The organism is Novosphingobium sp. TCA1 (genome assembly GCF_009811895.1).
GTDB classification, from domain to species: domain Bacteria; phylum Pseudomonadota; class Alphaproteobacteria; order Sphingomonadales; family Sphingomonadaceae; genus Novosphingobium; species Novosphingobium panipatense_A.
In genome coordinates, this window is record NZ_BLJH01000018.1 from 16,139 (window position 1) to 32,053 (window position 15,915).

The 15,915-nt window shown below is 63.9% G+C and carries 19 protein-coding genes; 16 read left to right on the forward strand and 3 right to left on the reverse strand.

The window, feature by feature from the left end; all coding sequences use genetic code 11:
* Positions 1–21: 21 nt before the first annotated feature.
* Complete coding sequence (locus NTCA1_RS18510; RefSeq protein WP_159831366.1) at positions 22–1,311, reverse strand: hypothetical protein; 1,290 nt, start codon at positions 1,309–1,311, stop codon at positions 22–24.
* 109 nt (positions 1,312–1,420) lie between these two features.
* Here NTCA1_RS18510 and NTCA1_RS28520 point away from each other — a divergent pair, with 109 nt between their 5' ends.
* Positions 1,421–2,380: a lytic transglycosylase domain-containing protein gene (locus NTCA1_RS28520; protein WP_201282542.1), complete on the forward strand. Its 960-nt coding sequence runs from the start codon at positions 1,421–1,423 to the stop codon at positions 2,378–2,380.
* 41 nt (positions 2,381–2,421) lie between these two features.
* Here NTCA1_RS28520 and NTCA1_RS18520 read toward each other — a convergent pair whose 3' ends face one another.
* Both NTCA1_RS18520 and NTCA1_RS18525 read right to left on the reverse strand, forming a co-directional pair.
* Positions 2,422–2,949 (reverse strand): XRE family transcriptional regulator, encoded by a 528-nt coding sequence (locus NTCA1_RS18520; RefSeq protein ID WP_159831367.1) that lies wholly within the window; start codon positions 2,947–2,949, stop codon positions 2,422–2,424.
* Between the two features lie 68 nt (positions 2,950–3,017).
* Positions 3,018–3,542, reverse strand: coding sequence for a hypothetical protein (locus NTCA1_RS18525; protein WP_159831368.1), 525 nt, complete (start codon positions 3,540–3,542; stop codon positions 3,018–3,020).
* A 339-nt stretch (positions 3,543–3,881) separates the two neighbouring features.
* On the opposite strand from NTCA1_RS18525, the gene NTCA1_RS18530 reads away from it, so the two are divergent.
* The 15 genes from NTCA1_RS18530 to trbC are packed head-to-tail and all read left to right on the forward strand — an operon-like array spanning position 3,882 to position 15,852.
* Positions 3,882–4,202 carry a TrbC/VirB2 family protein gene (locus NTCA1_RS18530; protein ID WP_126001461.1) on the forward strand — a complete coding sequence of 107 codons (321 nt, stop codon included), beginning with the start codon at positions 3,882–3,884 and terminating at the stop codon, positions 4,200–4,202.
* 58 nt (positions 4,203–4,260) lie between these two features.
* The gene (traL, locus tag NTCA1_RS18535) at positions 4,261–4,551 is read left to right on the forward strand and encodes a type IV conjugative transfer system protein TraL (RefSeq protein ID WP_069207811.1); all 291 of its coding nucleotides are present in this window, start codon (positions 4,261–4,263) and stop codon (positions 4,549–4,551) included.
* 1 nt (position 4,552) lies between these two features.
* Entirely contained in the window at positions 4,553–5,119 is a 567-nt protein-coding gene (locus NTCA1_RS18540) for a type IV conjugative transfer system protein TraE (RefSeq protein ID WP_159831369.1), read from the forward strand.
* Complete coding sequence (locus NTCA1_RS18545) at positions 5,119–5,922, forward strand: type-F conjugative transfer system secretin TraK (RefSeq protein WP_159831454.1); 804 nt, start codon at positions 5,119–5,121, stop codon at positions 5,920–5,922. The genes NTCA1_RS18540 and NTCA1_RS18545 overlap by 1 nt, the downstream gene beginning before the upstream one ends.
* A gap of 1 nt (position 5,923) precedes the next feature.
* Positions 5,924–7,252, forward strand: a complete 1,329-nt coding sequence (locus tag NTCA1_RS18550; RefSeq protein ID WP_159831370.1) for a TraB/VirB10 family protein — start codon at positions 5,924–5,926, stop codon at positions 7,250–7,252.
* The gene (locus NTCA1_RS18555) at positions 7,239–8,120 is read left to right on the forward strand and encodes a DsbC family protein (protein WP_159831371.1); all 882 of its coding nucleotides are present in this window, start codon (positions 7,239–7,241) and stop codon (positions 8,118–8,120) included. Before NTCA1_RS18550 ends, NTCA1_RS18555 begins: the two co-directional genes overlap by 14 nt.
* Positions 8,117–9,025, forward strand: a complete 909-nt coding sequence (gene traV, locus NTCA1_RS18560) for a type IV conjugative transfer system lipoprotein TraV (RefSeq protein WP_159831372.1) — start codon at positions 8,117–8,119, stop codon at positions 9,023–9,025. The genes NTCA1_RS18555 and traV overlap by 4 nt, the downstream gene beginning before the upstream one ends.
* A 1-nt stretch (position 9,026) precedes the next feature.
* On the forward strand, positions 9,027–11,618 hold the full coding sequence (gene traC / locus NTCA1_RS18565; RefSeq protein ID WP_159831373.1) for a type IV secretion system protein TraC: 2,592 nt from the start codon (positions 9,027–9,029) through the stop codon (positions 11,616–11,618).
* 4 nt (positions 11,619–11,622) lie between these two features.
* Positions 11,623–11,985, forward strand: a complete 363-nt coding sequence (locus tag NTCA1_RS18570; protein ID WP_236549448.1) for a hypothetical protein — start codon at positions 11,623–11,625, stop codon at positions 11,983–11,985.
* Positions 11,978–12,643: a TrbI F-type domain-containing protein gene (locus tag NTCA1_RS18575; RefSeq protein WP_159831374.1), complete on the forward strand. Its 666-nt coding sequence runs from the start codon at positions 11,978–11,980 to the stop codon at positions 12,641–12,643. Before NTCA1_RS18570 ends, NTCA1_RS18575 begins: the two co-directional genes overlap by 8 nt.
* On the forward strand, positions 12,624–13,160 hold the full coding sequence (locus NTCA1_RS18580) for a S26 family signal peptidase (RefSeq protein WP_159831375.1): 537 nt from the start codon (positions 12,624–12,626) through the stop codon (positions 13,158–13,160). The genes NTCA1_RS18575 and NTCA1_RS18580 overlap by 20 nt, the downstream gene beginning before the upstream one ends.
* Positions 13,161–13,192: 32 nt before the next feature.
* Positions 13,193–13,813, forward strand: coding sequence for a type-F conjugative transfer system protein TraW (gene traW / locus NTCA1_RS18585; RefSeq protein ID WP_374705204.1), 621 nt, complete (start codon positions 13,193–13,195; stop codon positions 13,811–13,813).
* Entirely contained in the window at positions 13,813–14,082 is a 270-nt protein-coding gene (locus NTCA1_RS18590; protein WP_159831377.1) for a hypothetical protein, read from the forward strand. Before traW ends, NTCA1_RS18590 begins: the two co-directional genes overlap by 1 nt.
* Positions 14,079–15,101, forward strand: a complete 1,023-nt coding sequence (traU, locus tag NTCA1_RS18595; protein WP_159831378.1) for a conjugal transfer pilus assembly protein TraU — start codon at positions 14,079–14,081, stop codon at positions 15,099–15,101. Before NTCA1_RS18590 ends, traU begins: the two co-directional genes overlap by 4 nt.
* A gap of 10 nt (positions 15,102–15,111) precedes the next feature.
* The gene (gene trbC, locus NTCA1_RS18600; protein ID WP_159831379.1) at positions 15,112–15,852 is read left to right on the forward strand and encodes a type-F conjugative transfer system pilin assembly protein TrbC; all 741 of its coding nucleotides are present in this window, start codon (positions 15,112–15,114) and stop codon (positions 15,850–15,852) included.
* Positions 15,853–15,915: the final 63 nt, after the last annotated feature.

The window sequence follows — 15,915 nt, forward strand, 5'->3', positions numbered from 1 at the left end:
TTGGAGCTGAGGCGGCACTAATCAAAGATGCTGCTCGAAACCGCCGGTGAGGCGGCGATAGACTAGCCCGTTCTCTACATCGCTCGGTTGAATCGTGATGGTGGGAGCGATCTGCTCCAGGCTCCGCCGAAGCGCGGGATGTACCTCGATCTCGATGTGCCCGGCTTGCGCAATCAGCTGCCGGATTTCGCCCGTCGAACGGGACCGCGCCTCGCAAAGAAAGTCGGGCCGGCATGATCCCAGCGGAGTGAGCCGATCGAACACCGGCTTCTCGATCACGAAATCGATCCCGTCGCGATCGAACGCCTTCCTCGCTTCCAGCAGCGATCTCAGAACGCGGCGCTCGAACTCCGTCTCGACCGGAATGAACCGATTACCGGAGAAGATCGGCTGCGCGTACGCCCTCAGCGGCGCGTAGCCTCTCGCTTCTGGATATTCGCCGACGACGACGATCACCAGATATGGCCCCTTCACTGCGTTGCCCAGCACCGCCGGCGATTGGACACGATTGGCAACCCTTATCGGGTCACATCCCGCCGGATAGATCATCGACCCTCTGAACTCCGAAGCGAAGACAGTGAGGAAGCCTTGCGGAGCGTGCCCGCGCGGCCATTGACAAGCGAGGGCTCGGATGCCGGCGTAGGCGCGTCTGCTGTGCAGGGCCCGACCGTGCGTCCAGAGTACTCGGCCGAGTTCGATGCCCGGCGCTATGTCGATGTGGGTGGCCGCCCGGCTCAGCGCGCGGAACTCTTCGACGATCGTCCGCTCCGCAGGCTCGTCGGCGAGCGGCGGACAGATATTGAGGCGGCTGGCGGCGAGCAGGCGCCACAAGAGACGAGCGAGACGCGGGACCGATGCGCTTCGAGTCCGGTCATCGCCACCGTCATCGTCTGGGCGCTGCGCGAGCTTCTCGGGCGCCGGTCTCAACACCTCGAAATAGCCGGTTGGTGGATCGGCCGGTGTCCGCGGGTCGCGCGTTTGCGTTATGCGGTTGGTCACCTGGTCGCGGAAGAACGGGCAGTCCGAAAGATGCTCTGGCCGCTTCGAGCTGGTCAGGCGACGAAGGTAATAGGTCTCGGCTTCAGACAGGAAGGCAGGCGTGAGGATGGGCGGCGGCTGATTGCCCCCGAGACAATCGCAGGCGAGCCATTTGTCTCCAATCCGAGCCTGTTGGACGAGCGTGATCCCGGCATCCTCGTCGTCGTGCGTCCCCTCGCCGCGGTACCACGTCACCAACGCCTCCCGAAGCGGCGATGGCAGGGGAATGCGGGTTCCACAGAGCCCGTCGGTATGGCGATCGATCAACCACATGGCACAGCCTGTTCGAACACTTGGTGTCGATGCTCGACACGAATCGCAGGATTGACAACCGCAATTCGCATGATCTCCACTTCTGGTCTCAGCCGGATCGGAGACCCGAATGCGCTTTCCTAGCTTTTGCATCGTCGCCGTCGCTGCGGTTCTCACCGGCGTGCAGGCTCAGGCGCAGCCGTCTCGACCAGGAAGAACCGTCGAGATACTCACGATGCCGTCACTGCCCGTAGCGCGGGCGATCGATCGAGACGAGGGGTCAGGGGCCGCCGAGTTCGCGCTGTCGGACGCCACAGCCGTGGTCGACGCCTTCCGCACTCATGATCTGAGCCGGCGCTGGGTTTCCTTCGAGATGGCGAGCAGTTTCGCCTCAGCAGGCACAGTGGATGCATCGTCGGACTCAGCTGCCATGTCGGCCGGCACAGCGATAGCTGGTCCCGATCGGCCGCCATTGGCGCTCCGTCCGCCGCCTGCGATCGCAATTCCGGGATGGATGGGCGGACGCCTCGCCTTCGCGGACGCAACGACCCGCTTCACACCTGGCTGCACTCCGACGAGCTACCGACCGGCAGGGTTCCTGAGCAGTAACGTCGAGAGGCGCCGATTCGGCTACTATGCGATGATGAGCAATATCGCCTGCGAGCATGGAATTCCGGTCGGTCTCTTCGATGCGATGATCATTCGGGAAAGCGGCTATCAGGCGGACATATACTCTCCAAAGAATGCCTTCGGGCTGACTCAGCTGATGCCGGCCACCGCGGTTGGTCTCGGCGTCGATCGGTACGATGTTGAGCAGAACCTGCGCGGGGGCGCACGCTACTTGAGGCAGCAACTGGACAGTTTCGGGCAGGTCCATCTCGCCCTTGCTGCCTACAATGCCGGACCGGGGCGGATTCGCAATGGCGCCGTTCCCAGGATCCTCGAGACGCAGAACTACGTTGACAGCGTCCTTCTCAACTGGCGGCGGCTAGCGGGCGTGCCGCGCGTAGCGATGGTGCAAGCGGCTGCCGGAGCGCCGTTCCCGCCGCCCCTCGCTACCGGGCGTACAGCGTCAGTATCATCCTTCTAAGGCGTTGCTCTGGATGCAAATCAACGACTGAATCGTACGAGCTACAGCCCGATCTTCGAAACCTCGGAAAGGAAGTCTCTGCGCGCCATCACGGCCGAGACTTCCTTGACGAGCTTCTCAACGAGCGCCTTGCGCAAAGGCCCGGCCCATTCCTTCCGGACCTCGGTGCCGTCCATGCCCTCGATCTCATCCAGCGCGGAAAGAAGCATCGACGGAAGGCCCTGGAAGAGTTCGGTCAACATTGCGATCGAGGTGGCAAACCGCTCGTCGTGGAAGAGGCGCTGATCGCGGTATGTCTCGACGGTGATGATCGCTTGGACAATGTTGATATCGAGCGCGTCGAGGATTTGCTGAAACTCCCGCAGCGACATCGTCGCTCGTTTGCCAGGGTCGCTGTGTAGAAGGAGACCGAGGCGACTTTTGCTGATGCCAGCCTTCAGCGCGAGCTTCCGCTGCCCCACGTTTTTCTCGGACATGGCTTCCAAGATCAGCGGGATGAAATCCCGCTGGTTGCCGTTGACCGAATTTCCGGCGTCCTCCGACGCCTCGATCCGGGCAGGGGAAGACATGCACCGAGCCCCCTCTACTAGGTTAGGGCTCCGACGAAACCATAGGTGCCCAGCCTTGGCAAGGTCGACTATCTCACTGCAACAGCACCGTTTTGGATGGAAGTGGCGCGAAGCCGGACCACGTTCCCGCCACTGGCGGACGATTCCGCCTCTGTCGCCGCGTCACGCGACCAGAGGCGCTGCAGAATTCCGGCAGCTTTCTGTCCGACGACGTAATTGAACAGCGCCACAGAGATCGTGTCCGCCAGCGTGAGGCTTCTGCCAAGCATTTCATCAAGTTGGCGCTTCAAGGCAGCCAGATTGTCGGCGCTCGCCTCAGCGATGTTTACAGAGATCTGGATGTCGCCCCCGGTAGGAACGGTCGAGAGATGCTCGCGAATGGTCTCGGCCTGCTGATCGACTGCGGCGGCATCGCAAAAGATTCTCCGGTCGAGGAGGCTATCGAGCGTCTGAAACTGCATCGTCTCGTTTGCATGCAGGCGCAGACTCTCGGTCGTAAGGCGGAAGAAGTGTTCAGAGATCTCGAGCGGAATCCGGCGCGGAGCCGCGCTCATTGCATCGATCGTCGAACGCTCCTCGATCACGTTTGCCAACCCGCTCGCTTCCCGGTGCTGCCACGCAGACCAGCTCGATCCGAAGATCGACGGCTGCGAATCTACTCTCATTTATGCGTAGTCGCAATAATCGAGCGGCGCCCCAAATTGTGGGCGCTACGCCCTTGGCCAGCGGGCGCAGCGCCCCTGAATCCGGGGCAGTCCGCCCGGTCCGACGGGGCAAGGTGCCCTGCGGGGCCGGGGTGGCAGTAGTCTTCGATGTATAAAGCGAGCTGATCCACGGGGCACGTTGGAAACTTTGTTGTCGGTCATCGTTGGGGAGGGTCACCCTTCAAATGGGCGCGGAAACAGTCGCGTTCGATTTGAAGGGAAACTCTCATGCAGTCTGTCCTCAAATACAGCGGCCGTGCGGAGCTGGCGATTCTCGCCCTCATCGCGTTGGCGTTCGCGCTGTTCCTCCTTGCCGGTCCGGCCTTTGCCGGAGCGGATACCACGTTCGACACCGCGCTGACGAAGTTCACCGACTTCCTCGAGGGTTCCGGTGGCAAGATCATCACCGTGCTTTCGCTCGCCGGCGGCATCGTGGCGCTCGCTTCGGGCCGTTTCTCGATGGGCCAGATCGCGATCCCGGTCGGCGTCGGCGTGGGCGCCGGCACCGGCATTCCGATCGTCACCTCGACCGTGACGGCAACGATCTAAAGAGTCCGATGGTCGGTCGGACTAGCAGATCCGGCCGGCTCTTGGAGGGGGTGGTGCAATGGCTGCGGACAAGTACGTCATTCCGTCTCATCTAGACGACCCGGAGCTAATCGGGCTGTGGACGCTAGATGAATTCCTGGCGATGGTGATCCCATTCGTTTGGGGAATCCTGTCTCAGCATATCCTTCTTGGCATGTTGCTTGCGGGCGCAGGCTGGTGGGGATTGAAGAAGGCTAAGGCAGGTCGGGCGGCATCCTGGCTGCTTCACATGGCCTATTGGCATCTTCCTGCCGGGTTCACCGGCATGAAGGCCACGCCACCCTCTTACCTCCGGCTGATGGCGGGGTAAGATGGAAATCTCCTACACCCACGCCCAGAGCCAGCGCGTCCTGAAGCAGCGCAACCTGCTCATAGTGACGACGGTCGGCTTGAGCATCCTCTCCGCGATCCTGCTGCTCGTCACCGCGACCCGTGATCGCGAAGTCGTCCTGCAGCCGGTGCTTCATTCGCCGCTTTCCGTGAGCAGCGCTGGCGTGTCGAGGGAGTATCTCGAGCTTATCACGCGGGACGTTGCCGTGCTGACGCTCGACCGCAGCCCGTCCAATCTCGAATACTGGATGAAGTCGGTCCTCGAGATCACAGCGCCCAGTGCGCAAGGTCGCGTCCGCGCCGATCTGATGAAGATCGTGAACGAGCAGCGCGGCTCGTCGATCGCGCAGTTCTTCACAATCCAGACGATGGAGATCGACCCGAAGAACCTCTGGTCGACGGTCACCGGCGATCTCCACACGATCGTCGGCAACAAAGTGATTGCCAAGGATCGGCGGACCTTTCGCTTCAATTGGCAATATTCCGGCCTCTCTCTGAAGCTTGTGGGCTTCGGGATGGTGACGACCGGCAAGGAGAGGGATCAGTGATGTCGGTCTTTGTAATCGGCAGCGCCGCGACCGGCGTTGCCCTCCTGAACCGCTACTATTGCTTCGTCAGTCGCTTCTTCGGCGCGTCGTTGGTTGCCATCGCCGCGCTGCTCATCGCCGCGCCGGCTTGGGCCGACCAGACCGTCCTGGCCTCCGATGGAAGCCAGGTCGACTGTGCTGCCTCGGCGAAGGACCTGACGCGGATCAGCCTGGTCGAGGATGAGTTCGCCTCGGTCTCGAAGATCTCGACCGGCAACACGCAGGACGACTTCTCGGTCGTGAACGAGCCGGTCCGGGGTGACATTTATCTGTCGGTGCCGGATGGCTTCGGCCGCCGGGCGCTCTCCTTCTTCGGCACCAGCAAGCGCGGTTATGTCTACAAGTTCGTCTGCCGCATCGCGGGCGATCAAGCGGTGCAGGTTTTCATCTCCAACCCTGCCATCGCAAAGGACAAGGCGGAGGAAGCTTCGCCGCAGGTCGCCGCGGCCAGTCCGCAGGACAACGCCGTTGAACTGGTGCAGGCGATGTACGCCAACCAAGTCGCCGAAGGCTACGAGATGCGGCAGCGCGCGCTGCGTCCGGTCTACGTCGGCGACCTCAAGGTGCAGATGATCGCCGAGTACCGCGGGGCGGAGCTCACCGGTCGTGTCCTTCGCATCGAGAACAGCGGCAGCGATGCGGTCACGCTGACCGAAGCGACCGTGGCGCCCGCCAGCGCGCTCGCCGTGTCGATCGCGGAACCAAGACTCGATCCCGGGAAGGTCACGACGGCCTACCTCGTCTCTTCGAACGGGAGGCAATGACATGGCTTTGAGCGATCTCCTGAGGCGCAAGCGCGCGCCCCTCGACAGCACCACGGATGAGGGTGTGTCCCCCGTCTCGAGCGACCTGACTACGAACGAAAGCGTGCGGAAGCGGCAGCGGATGCTGCTGGCAGGGGTCGCCGGCGTCGGACTCGTGGCGTCATCCTTCTGGATATTCGGTGACGATGGCGACCGATCGGGCGCGGCGCTGGACGATGCGACCAAGGTCGAAGTGTCGACCAAGGACATGGTCAACAAGAACCTCAATCAGCAGGAGTGGATGGCGCTCTCCGAAAATCAGATGCAGTCGGTCGAGAACCAGCTGAAATCTGTCAACGGGCAGCAGCAGCGCATGGACCAGCTCGCGCAGCAGGTCGAGCTGCTCAAGGGTCAGAATCAGGCGATGCAGGCCGACGGCGCCCGTGTCCTGTCGGCCTATCAGCAGGAGAACGATCAGCTTCGACGGGACATGGCATCGGCCAGGGCAGCGCCACCGCCGGCGCCAGGTCCCGGCGCCATGTATGGACCGGGTGGGACGCAGAGTTATCAGCGACCCGACAGCCCTTCCGCGACGCGGGCATTGCCTGCCGCCGGTAGCGGGGCGGAGGTCAAGCTGGTGAGCTTCCAGACTGCCGATGGCGGTACGGCGACGAGGATCGCCAAGGGAAGCACGACCTTCACCGACAGCATCAACTACCTCCCGCCGAACAGCTTCGCCAGCGCGAAGGTCATCGTCGGCGTCGATGCGAGCGCCGGCGTGAACAGCCAGACGGACCCTCTGCCGGTCGTGCTCCGTGTCACGGGGCCTGCGCGCTCGGTCTATCAAAACGGGCGTCTTCTTACGACGAAGATCGAGGGGTGCCTGATCAACGGTGCGGCGCGCGGCGATCTCTCGAGCGAGAAGGTCTACGTCAAACTTCAGAAGATGACGTGCCCGCAGCCGGGTGGCCGCTACGCAGTGTCCGAGGTCAAGGGCTTCATCGCTTTCGGCGGCAAGACCGGCGTTCGCGGCCGGGTCGTCAGCCGTGAGGGATCTCTCGCGATGCAAGCGTTCCTGGCCGGGTTGGTCAGCGGCGGCGGCAATGCGCTGAACTCGGCGTTCAATCAGCCGCTGGCGACCATCAGCGACAATGGAGAGGGCGGTCTAAATCGTACCCCCAATCTCGGCAGCGTCGGTTTGCGCGCGCTCGGCGGCGGCGCTGCCGAGGCCGGGAAGGACGTCTCGAAATACCTGATCGAGCGCGCTGAACAATATCAACCGGTCATCGAGATGCCGACGGGCGTCGACGTCGAGATCGTTTTCCTGGAGGGTGTCTATGTCCGCAACTGATCGGATGCGACGGCTCGGTGCCGTCGCCCGTTCCGCTCCTGCGATCCTGGCGGTCGGGGCGCTCGGCATCGCCGGTATCGCACTCGCGGCGGATGCGGCGAGGGTCGATGAAACGCAGGTCGTGAGCTTGCTGAAAACTCGGCTGCCCAAGACCGAGCTGACAAAGGTCGACTGCAAGAAGATCGACGGTCTGTGCGAGGTCACCGCAGGATCCAACCTATTCTACGTCAACCACGGCTCGCGCTATCTGATCATCGGCCGGGTCTACGACATGGAAACGCGCCAGGATCTGACTGCCGCGCGATTGTTGGAGATCAACCCGGACATGCTTGTCGGCGGCGCGGCGAGAGCCAATGCCGCCGCCGATGAAGCCGGCAGCCCCGATTCGGGCATTGCCGGTGTGGCGAGCGGTGCGAAAAGGGTTACCGTCCCGGCCAAGCCCGCCGCGCTGAACCTCGCGAGCTTGCCGGCCGACGGCGCGATCGTGTGGGGTAACCGGTCCGCCAAGCACACGGTTACCGTCTTCACCGACTTCCGCTGCAGCTACTGTCGGGCGTTGACCAACGTGCTGCGCAGCATGGAGGTCAAGGTTGTCGAGCGGCCGATATCGGTGCTCGGCAGCCGCGACATCGCCGACCGCGTCTATTGCTCCAAGAACCAGGAAGAGGCCTTGCACGCGGCATACGCCGGCGAGCCCTTCAAGGCGCCAAGTCCGTGCAATACCGCGGGCCTCGATGCCAATGAGAAGTTCGCACGAAAGCACGGCCTGAACGGTACGCCGATCATCGTTCGCAGCGACGGAGTGGTGATCGAGGGTTACCGGCCCAAAGAGTTCCTCGAGGCGTGGCTGAAGGGTGCGACGTCGTGAGCGCGCACGATCCACGGTGCGCTCGCAAACGAGCTTTCATCGGCGTCTTCGGGCTGGCTGCGCTCGGCGGGTGCACGACCTTCGGCGGCAACGTGAAGGGAAACTTCTCTTGCTCGGCTCCCGACGGCATCTGCGCGCCTTCGTCATCCATCGATGACCGCGCTCTGGCCATGATCGCGGACAGCGCCGGCAGCTCGGAATTGTCGCCAGCAGGCGGTTCCCAAGCTCAGGTATCGACCGCCAGGGTTTCCCGGAAGGCTTCCACTGTTCAGCCGCTGCCGCTCGGCCAGGCCGATCCTCGGCGAACCCAGGAGCGCGTCCTCCGCATCGTCTTCCAGCCGTACATAGATGATAGGGGGCGGCTGCATGAAGCAAGCGCCGTGCACGCGGTGGTCCAGCGAGGCGAGTGGCACCAAGAGGTGGTGGCCAATTCGACGAGCTTGCCCGATCGAAATGCGTTGCGAGCACCGGCGCCTGCGGAATCGCTCGCCGATGCCGTCAACCGCGCCGATCAAGGAAGCGTCGCGTTTGCCGTCGATCCGGACCTTCCCGATCCCGCTGCCGTGGCGGCCGCGCGCGCTCGCGCGGTGGATCCGGTGGCAGCTATTAAATCCGAGGTTGCGGCTCGCCTAGCCCCCAAGGCGGGCCGCACGCCGCGAGCCGCGCCTGGCGCCGAGGGCGTGGCAACGCCGAAGCCAGCGGCCGTCGCGCCCAAGGCGAGCAGTGACGTCGGCAAGGAAAAGCTTGGCGCAGCGGGGAGCCCGGAGAATCAGGCACCTCCGGCTAACGCCGCTACCGCGATCGCCGCCGCAGATGAGCCGCTCGCTCCCGCCGGCTCGCTTCCCGCCCCGAAGCCCACCGTTAGAGCCCCCGGCTTCCCCGGCGCTGGCCCGGAGGACAATTAACATGGGTCAAGGCTTCTTCGACGATCTTCTCGCCGGCGTCTTCGGCGACAGCAAACGGCCGGACACACAGCGACCGGATCTGGGAGTACCGATGCTGGCGCATTGGCTACCCTACCGGAGCTACGATCCGAAAACCGGCATCTTCTACAACAGCGCGTCGCGCGGGTTTGTGATCGAGGCGGCACCGCTGGTCGGCGCAGACGAGCGCACAGGGGAAATCCTCGCGCAGTTTCTTTCGGAAGGTATTCCGGCGCCAGGGTGCCTGCAGTTTCATCAGTGGATGTCGCCGCGGGTCGGAGAACGCCTGTCGAGATGGTATCTGCCGCGATACTCGGCTCGCGGCGTCTACGAGCGCATGGCAAAGCACCGCGTCGATTTCCTGACGGACGGCGTGTGGGCGTCGCTGTCGGCCGATGCCCCTTTCTGCCTCCGCAACCACCGCGTGGCGATCTCCTACTCGACGCCGGAATCCTCGAGCGTCTCGGTCGAACAGATCGTCTCGGTGATGGAAGGCATCATCTCGGCGCTTCAGTCGATCAATGTCTCGGCCCGTAAGATGGACCCCGTCGCGCTGATCGGCTGGATCGACGACATCACCTCGCCGACCACCGCGGCGGGCGAGGATGCGGTCAGCTATAATCCCCTCGATCCCATCGCCGACCAGGCGATCCGGCGGGACATCGAGCTGCACGTCGAGCCCGACCGCATGCTGCTGCGCACCGAGCGTTTCCGACCCACGGGTAAGACGCTCGAGGGCGCGCCCGAGATTGGTGAAATCTATCCCGACGTCTTCGACGTCCGATCCTTCTCGGTTCGCAACCTCCCGAACCGCTGGGCCCCCTGGGATGTCGCGCGGCTGATCGGCGACATGTTCACCGACAAGCTGCGCATGCCGTGCCCGGTCGCGACGAACCTGTGCATCGACTTTCCCGATGCACAGGCCACCACCAACAAAGCCAGCTACAAATTCATGCGGACGACGAGCCTGGCGGATTCCAAGTCATCGAAGTTCCTGCCGCAACTTCGCGAGCAGTCGCAGGAGTGGCGGCACGTCAATGAGGAGATCCGGCAGGGTCGCAAGCTCGTCCGGGTGTTCTTCAGCGTCACGTCCTTCTCACCGAAGGGCAAGGGCGACAGCCATGAGCGAGTGCTGAAGTCCATCTATCGCGCCGCAGGCTGGGACCTCCTCGACGATCGCTACCTCCAGGTGATGGGCCTGCTCTGCGCCATGCCGATGACGATGGCCAACGGCCTGTCGAAGGATCTGGAGCGCATGAAGCGTATGCGCACGCTGCTCACGACGACCGCCGCCAACCTGGCGCCCCTGCAGGGGGAGTATCTGGGAGGCGCGGTGCCCCATCTGCTTCTGATCGGTCGGCGCGGGCAGCCGTTTTTCTGGAGCCCATTCGAGAACGCAGCCGGCAACCACAATGTGGCGGTGTTCGGCAAGTCCGGCTCGGGCAAGTCCGTCGCGCTCCAGGAGCTCTGCGGGTCGCTCTGCGGCGCCGGTGCCAGGGTGGTCGTCATCGATGACGGACGGTCGTTCGAGCATTCCGCGAAGCTCCAGGGCGGGGCGTTCGTCGAGTTCACGATGAGCTCGGGCTTCTGCCTCAACCCTTTTTCCATGATCGATCAGGCGCAGGCCGCGGAGGATGAGGACTATCTCCTCGACTGCATGGCGATGCTGAAGGCGATCATCAACCAGATGTCGCGTCACATCAATCTGCTCGACGACACCGAACGCGGGCTGATCGACGGCGCCGTCAACCAAGTCTGGGAGGCCCACGGCAGCGAAGGTTCGATCGACTTGGTGATCGAAGCGCTCGAGGCGACCGGCAACCCGCTCGCCGCCAATCTCGCGATAGCGATGCGGCCTTTCTCGTCGGCCGGGACCTATGGTCGGTTTTTCCAGGGCCAGGTGTCGTTCGAACTGAAGGCGCAGCTGACAGTGTTCGAGCTCTCGGACCTGTCGGCGCGCGAGGAACTCCGCAGCGTCGTCCTGACCGCCATCATGTTCATGTCGCAGCAGATGATGCGCAAGCTCGATCGGTCGATCCCCAAGGCGCTTCTTCTCGACGAAGCCTGGCAGATGCTCCGCGGCGGGGCGATGGCCGACTTTATCGAAACCTATGCCCGAACGTGCCGAAAATATGGCGCGTCGCTCGTGACGGCCACCCAATCGCTCAACGACTATTACAAGTCGGCCGGGTCGATCGCTGCGCTCGAGAACTCGGACTGGTTCGTGATCCTGCAGCAGAAGCCGGAAACGATTGCCGACTTCAAGAAGCACGATCGCTTCGAAATGGACGACTACACCGACGCGTTGCTCCGATCGCTCAAGCGGAACGGGTTCGAATACTCCGATATCATGATCAAGGGTCCCGACACGCTCGCGGTCGGGCGACTCGTCCTTGATCCCTATTCGGCGACGCTCTTCTCCTCCAGCCCCAAGACCTTCGCCGCGATCGATGGCCTGATCGCCGAGGGCCTGAGCATGGACGAAGCGATCGAGCGCATCGCGTTCCCCGACAACCCAGAGAAATGGACCAGCAATCTCGATCAAAAGAGCGAGATCGCGATGGCCGCGGAGTAGGATCATGGCGACGATCATCGACAAGGTGCGGACGGCTGACGACGAGTGGAGCGCTCGCGCCGTTCCCTGGCGCGCTGTCCTCCACTTCATGCTTCACGGCTTGGGCGTCGTGGGTTCGACGCTGCTGATCACATGGGGCCTGTTCTTCCTGTTCTTCCTGCTCCTGGGCGACCTGTCGTTCGGTGGTCTCGTTCATCAGCTCCACAATTTCACGAGCCGTTACGTGGCTGCGGACGCGGCTCGCACGGCTGCCTTCCAGCATACGTTCGGCACAGCGCATCTGATCCTCTCGAGCGCGATCATCCTGCTGCGCCGGGACAAGCTTCTGCCCCGTCGTCGCGAAGAGGGAGCCGGTCGCCGTGGCTGAACAGACCGAACTCGACCTTCCGGCGGCGCCGGCGAGCGCCGGCGCAGTTGCCCCCACGGCTCGAAAAGCGGCCTTCGCAGGGTTCAGCCGACGCCAGATCCTCGCGGGAGCGGCGCTCTTCGCCGCGATCATATGGGGCATGTGGGTCACCCGCGCGCTTACCTCGGTAGAGGAGGAGCCCCTCGTGGCAGCGCGCCTGTCCGCCCTTGTCGGCGACTATGTCGAGGCTCAGCGATTTTCCGGGTCGCCGCCGGACCGCGTCCAGGCCGAGATGCGGGCCTTCATGGCATCGCTCGACAAGGAATTGCAGCGGCGAAGCGCGCGCGGGCAGGTGGTCCTCGTCGGCGAGGCGGTCCTGACCAAGAACGTGCCGGATATTACAGAGAGCTTGAAGGCCGCGGTGTTTGCGTCCGGTGTGCCGGTACCGAAGCGCGCCTCCGTCGAGGAACTGCAGCGCATGCAGGAACTGGCAGCCGCGCAGGCCGCGCTGGCGGCACGCCCCGCCCAGGCGGGTTCGATCGATCCGATCGGCGCGGCTCAGCAGCTTGTGCCGCCGGCTGCGCCCGTGCCTTCCGCGATGCTGGAGCCGAGAGGGCAGGCCGGGCAGGGCGCAACAGTATCGACGTTCGGAGGGCCCGATGGCAGCCCCCGTCCTTGAGGTCCCACCGCTTCGGTGGCGGCCGAGGAAGCGGCTGTGGGCCTTGCTCGGCGTCGCGGTCGCCTGCTCGATCGGGCTGAGTGCGATCGGCAGCTGGCGCGACAGCCATGTGCTGCTCATCAACACGACCGACTCCTTGCCCAATTGGGCTTTCCTGATCCGCCGCCACGCCATGCCGGAGAGGGGAGAGCATGTGTTCTTCGATCCCCCGCGCTCCGAGCTGCTCAAGCGCCATTTCGGACCGAAGCCGCAGATGTTCGGCAAGATCGTCTATGGTGTGCCGGGAGACATCGTCAGCCACTCCGGGCAGCTCGTGACGATCAACGGCGAGCCGGTCGCGCGCATGAAGCCGAGGACCAAGGCGGGCGATCCGCTGACACCGGGGGCGGTCGGTCAGATTCCGCCGGGCTGCTTCTTTGCTGGGTCTCCGCACCGTGACGGCTTCGACAGCCGATATGCCGAAATCGGTCTCGTGTGCGGCCGGCAGATTGTCGGCGTCGGGGAGCCGGTGCTGTGATCCGCCCTGTCGCGAGCGCTGCAGGCGTCGCGCTGTTCGGCGTGACGATTGCCCTAATGGGCGCGATGCGCAGCGAGGCGCGGGACTATGGTCAGGCGGCCCAAAGCTTCCCGGTCATCGAGCCGGACCTGCTCGCGACGATCGAAGCGCGGCTCAAGCGAGCTGAAGCGACAGGCGAGCTTGCACGCACGAACGCGATGTTCGCCAAACGCGTCGAGGCCAAGGTGCGCCGGCCGACCCCCGTCGCCGGTCTCTCACCGGCGTCGGTTGCGCGAGCTTGGGAGTATGATCCGTCGGTCCGGCTCGAGCGCGACATCCGTGATCAGAAGGGCAATCTCATCGCCGCGGCCGGTCAAACGCTCAACCCGCTGGACTTCGTGGCGGTCAAGCAGGCGCTCGTGTTTGTTGACGGGGACGATGCCGGCCAGGTTGCCTGGGCGACGGGTCGCTACGATGACCGAGCCGCCAAGATCATTTTCGTCGGCGGCTCGCCGATCGAAGAGATGACCCGCAGGAAGCGGCGATTCTACTTCGATCAGGAGGGCAAGCTCACCTCGCGCTTCGGCATCGAACACACGCCGGCGGTCGTTCGCCAGGACGGGCGCGTCATGCGCGTGACCGAGCATGTAGTTAAGCCCGGGGGGGCGAGCTGATGCCGCTCTGGTTCGATCTGCTCCGGACGCCAATGGCCGCCCCCGAAACCCGCGGACTGCGTTGCCTCAGGCTGGCTTGGCAGACGCTCTGCTTTTCGAGCGCACTCGTTATCGGCTTCTTCGGTCCCTTGCACCGCGCCGTCGGACGCCCCGCAGCGGTCGCGGCCGCGTCACTGCTGGCGGCGCTCCTGGTCTGCACCGCGGTCTACATCGCGAAGAAGCAACGCGCCGATCGGGCATTCCTTGAGCAGATCGGGGAAGCCGAATGACGTCGCGCCTGCTCCGCCATCTTGTGATCCTCGTCGGAATGGTCCTGACCGGCCTGGTTCTCTCGCCAAAAGCCGAAGCGGCACCAACCTGCCACGGCAAGTTCGTCAATCCGGTCACCGACGTTTGTTGGTCATGTCTGTTCCCGCTCTCCGTGGGCGGCTTGAAGATCTGGCCGAGCGGCCGACCCGATCCGAAAAATCCTTCCTCGCCGATTTGTGCGTGTTCCGATCCGCTCCCGCGGATCGGCATTGCGGTCGGCTTCTGGGAACCTGCCCGGCTCGCGGACGTGACGATGAAGCCGTGGTGCTTTCCGAATCTCGGCGGCGTCCGGATCGCGCCAGGTTTCGACATCGGGCAAGGCTATCTTGCCGGCCCTTCGATGGTCGGCGGCCGCTCGCAGAGTACGGCTAAGTGGCACGTCCACTGGTACGTATATCCGCTTCTATACTGGATGGAGATCCTCACCGACTTCGTCTGCTTCGAACAGGCTTCGTTCGATATCGCCTACATGACGGAGGTCGATCCGCTGTGGCAGGATGACTCGCTCGCGGCCCTGATCAACCCGGAAGCGATCGTCTTCGCGAACCCGGTCGCCCAAGCCGCGTGTGCTGGCGATTGCATCGCCGGAACGGTGAACCTCCCGCTGGATCCGCTCTTCTGGTGTGCAGGCTGCCAAGGCCCGATGTACCCGCTCAACGGGAACATCCCGGCGTCGATTGGCCACGTGCAGTCGTCCCGGCTCGCCCTGTCGCGATTTGCCTACAAAATGCATCGCCAGGCGCTGGCATGGGGCACGATGGGGTCGGCCGGACTCTGCAAAAAGTACCTGATGCCGGTGATGAGGAAGCAGCAATATCGCTTCCAGATGGTCAACCCGATCCCGACCGTCAGCGGACGCTTTGCCTGCTCGGCGATCGGGGCATCCACGATGCCACCCGATGCTGGACGCGCCTATCCCGCCGGTGGCGAGGACATGGGCTATCTCGTCTGGCGCAAGCGCAACTGTTGCGTCCTCTAGGGGGATTACGATGCGCCTTCTCACCCTTGGTGGTCTCGCCCTCTTCTGTACCGCAGGCCTGTCGACGCTGCTCGCGCAGTCGGTCGATGGCGTCGATGTCCAGGCCGTGAAGAAGCGGGCCGCCGATCTCGCAACGGAGGCCCAAGCGTTCGTCGAGCAGGTGAAGGATCGCGGCGATCGCTTCCGGGAAGATGCCGCGACGGTTCAGAGCGATGGCCTCGAGAACATGCGGCGGGTCGCATCAACCGATCTGCCGAAGGGGCCGGCGGGTGCGGTCGATTTCGATGAGATCGTGCAGGGCGCAGCTGGCAATATCGGCGCCAACGGCGGCGAGGCCCCCCAGTTCATCGTCTTCGCCAGCCTCTCGATGCCCGAAAACTCACTCCGGCAATTGGTCCGCGATACCGCCGCTGCTGGTGGGGTGGTCGTGTTTCGAGGCTTTCCCAACAACTCGGCGAAGGACTTCGTCGCGCGCCTCAGCAAGGTCGTCGATCAAGGCCAGCTCGCCAGCATCGGCATCGACCCACGCCTCTTCCGAGCATTCGAGGTCCAAGCGGTACCCACCTATGTGACGGTCTCGTCCGACTTCGACCTTTGCGCCGGCTTTTCCTGCCAGACGAAGCTGCCCCCTTACGACCGCATGATCGGCAACGTGACGGTCGAATACGCGCTTACGACCTTCGCCGAAGGCAATGGGCCGGGAGCGCGGATCGCCGCGGTTGCCCTGTCGAACATGAAGCGCAGCCGGTGAAGCTCAGGCGTATCCTGTCGAGCGGCTTATTGGCGCTCATTCTGACGGTGCATCCGGCCGGCG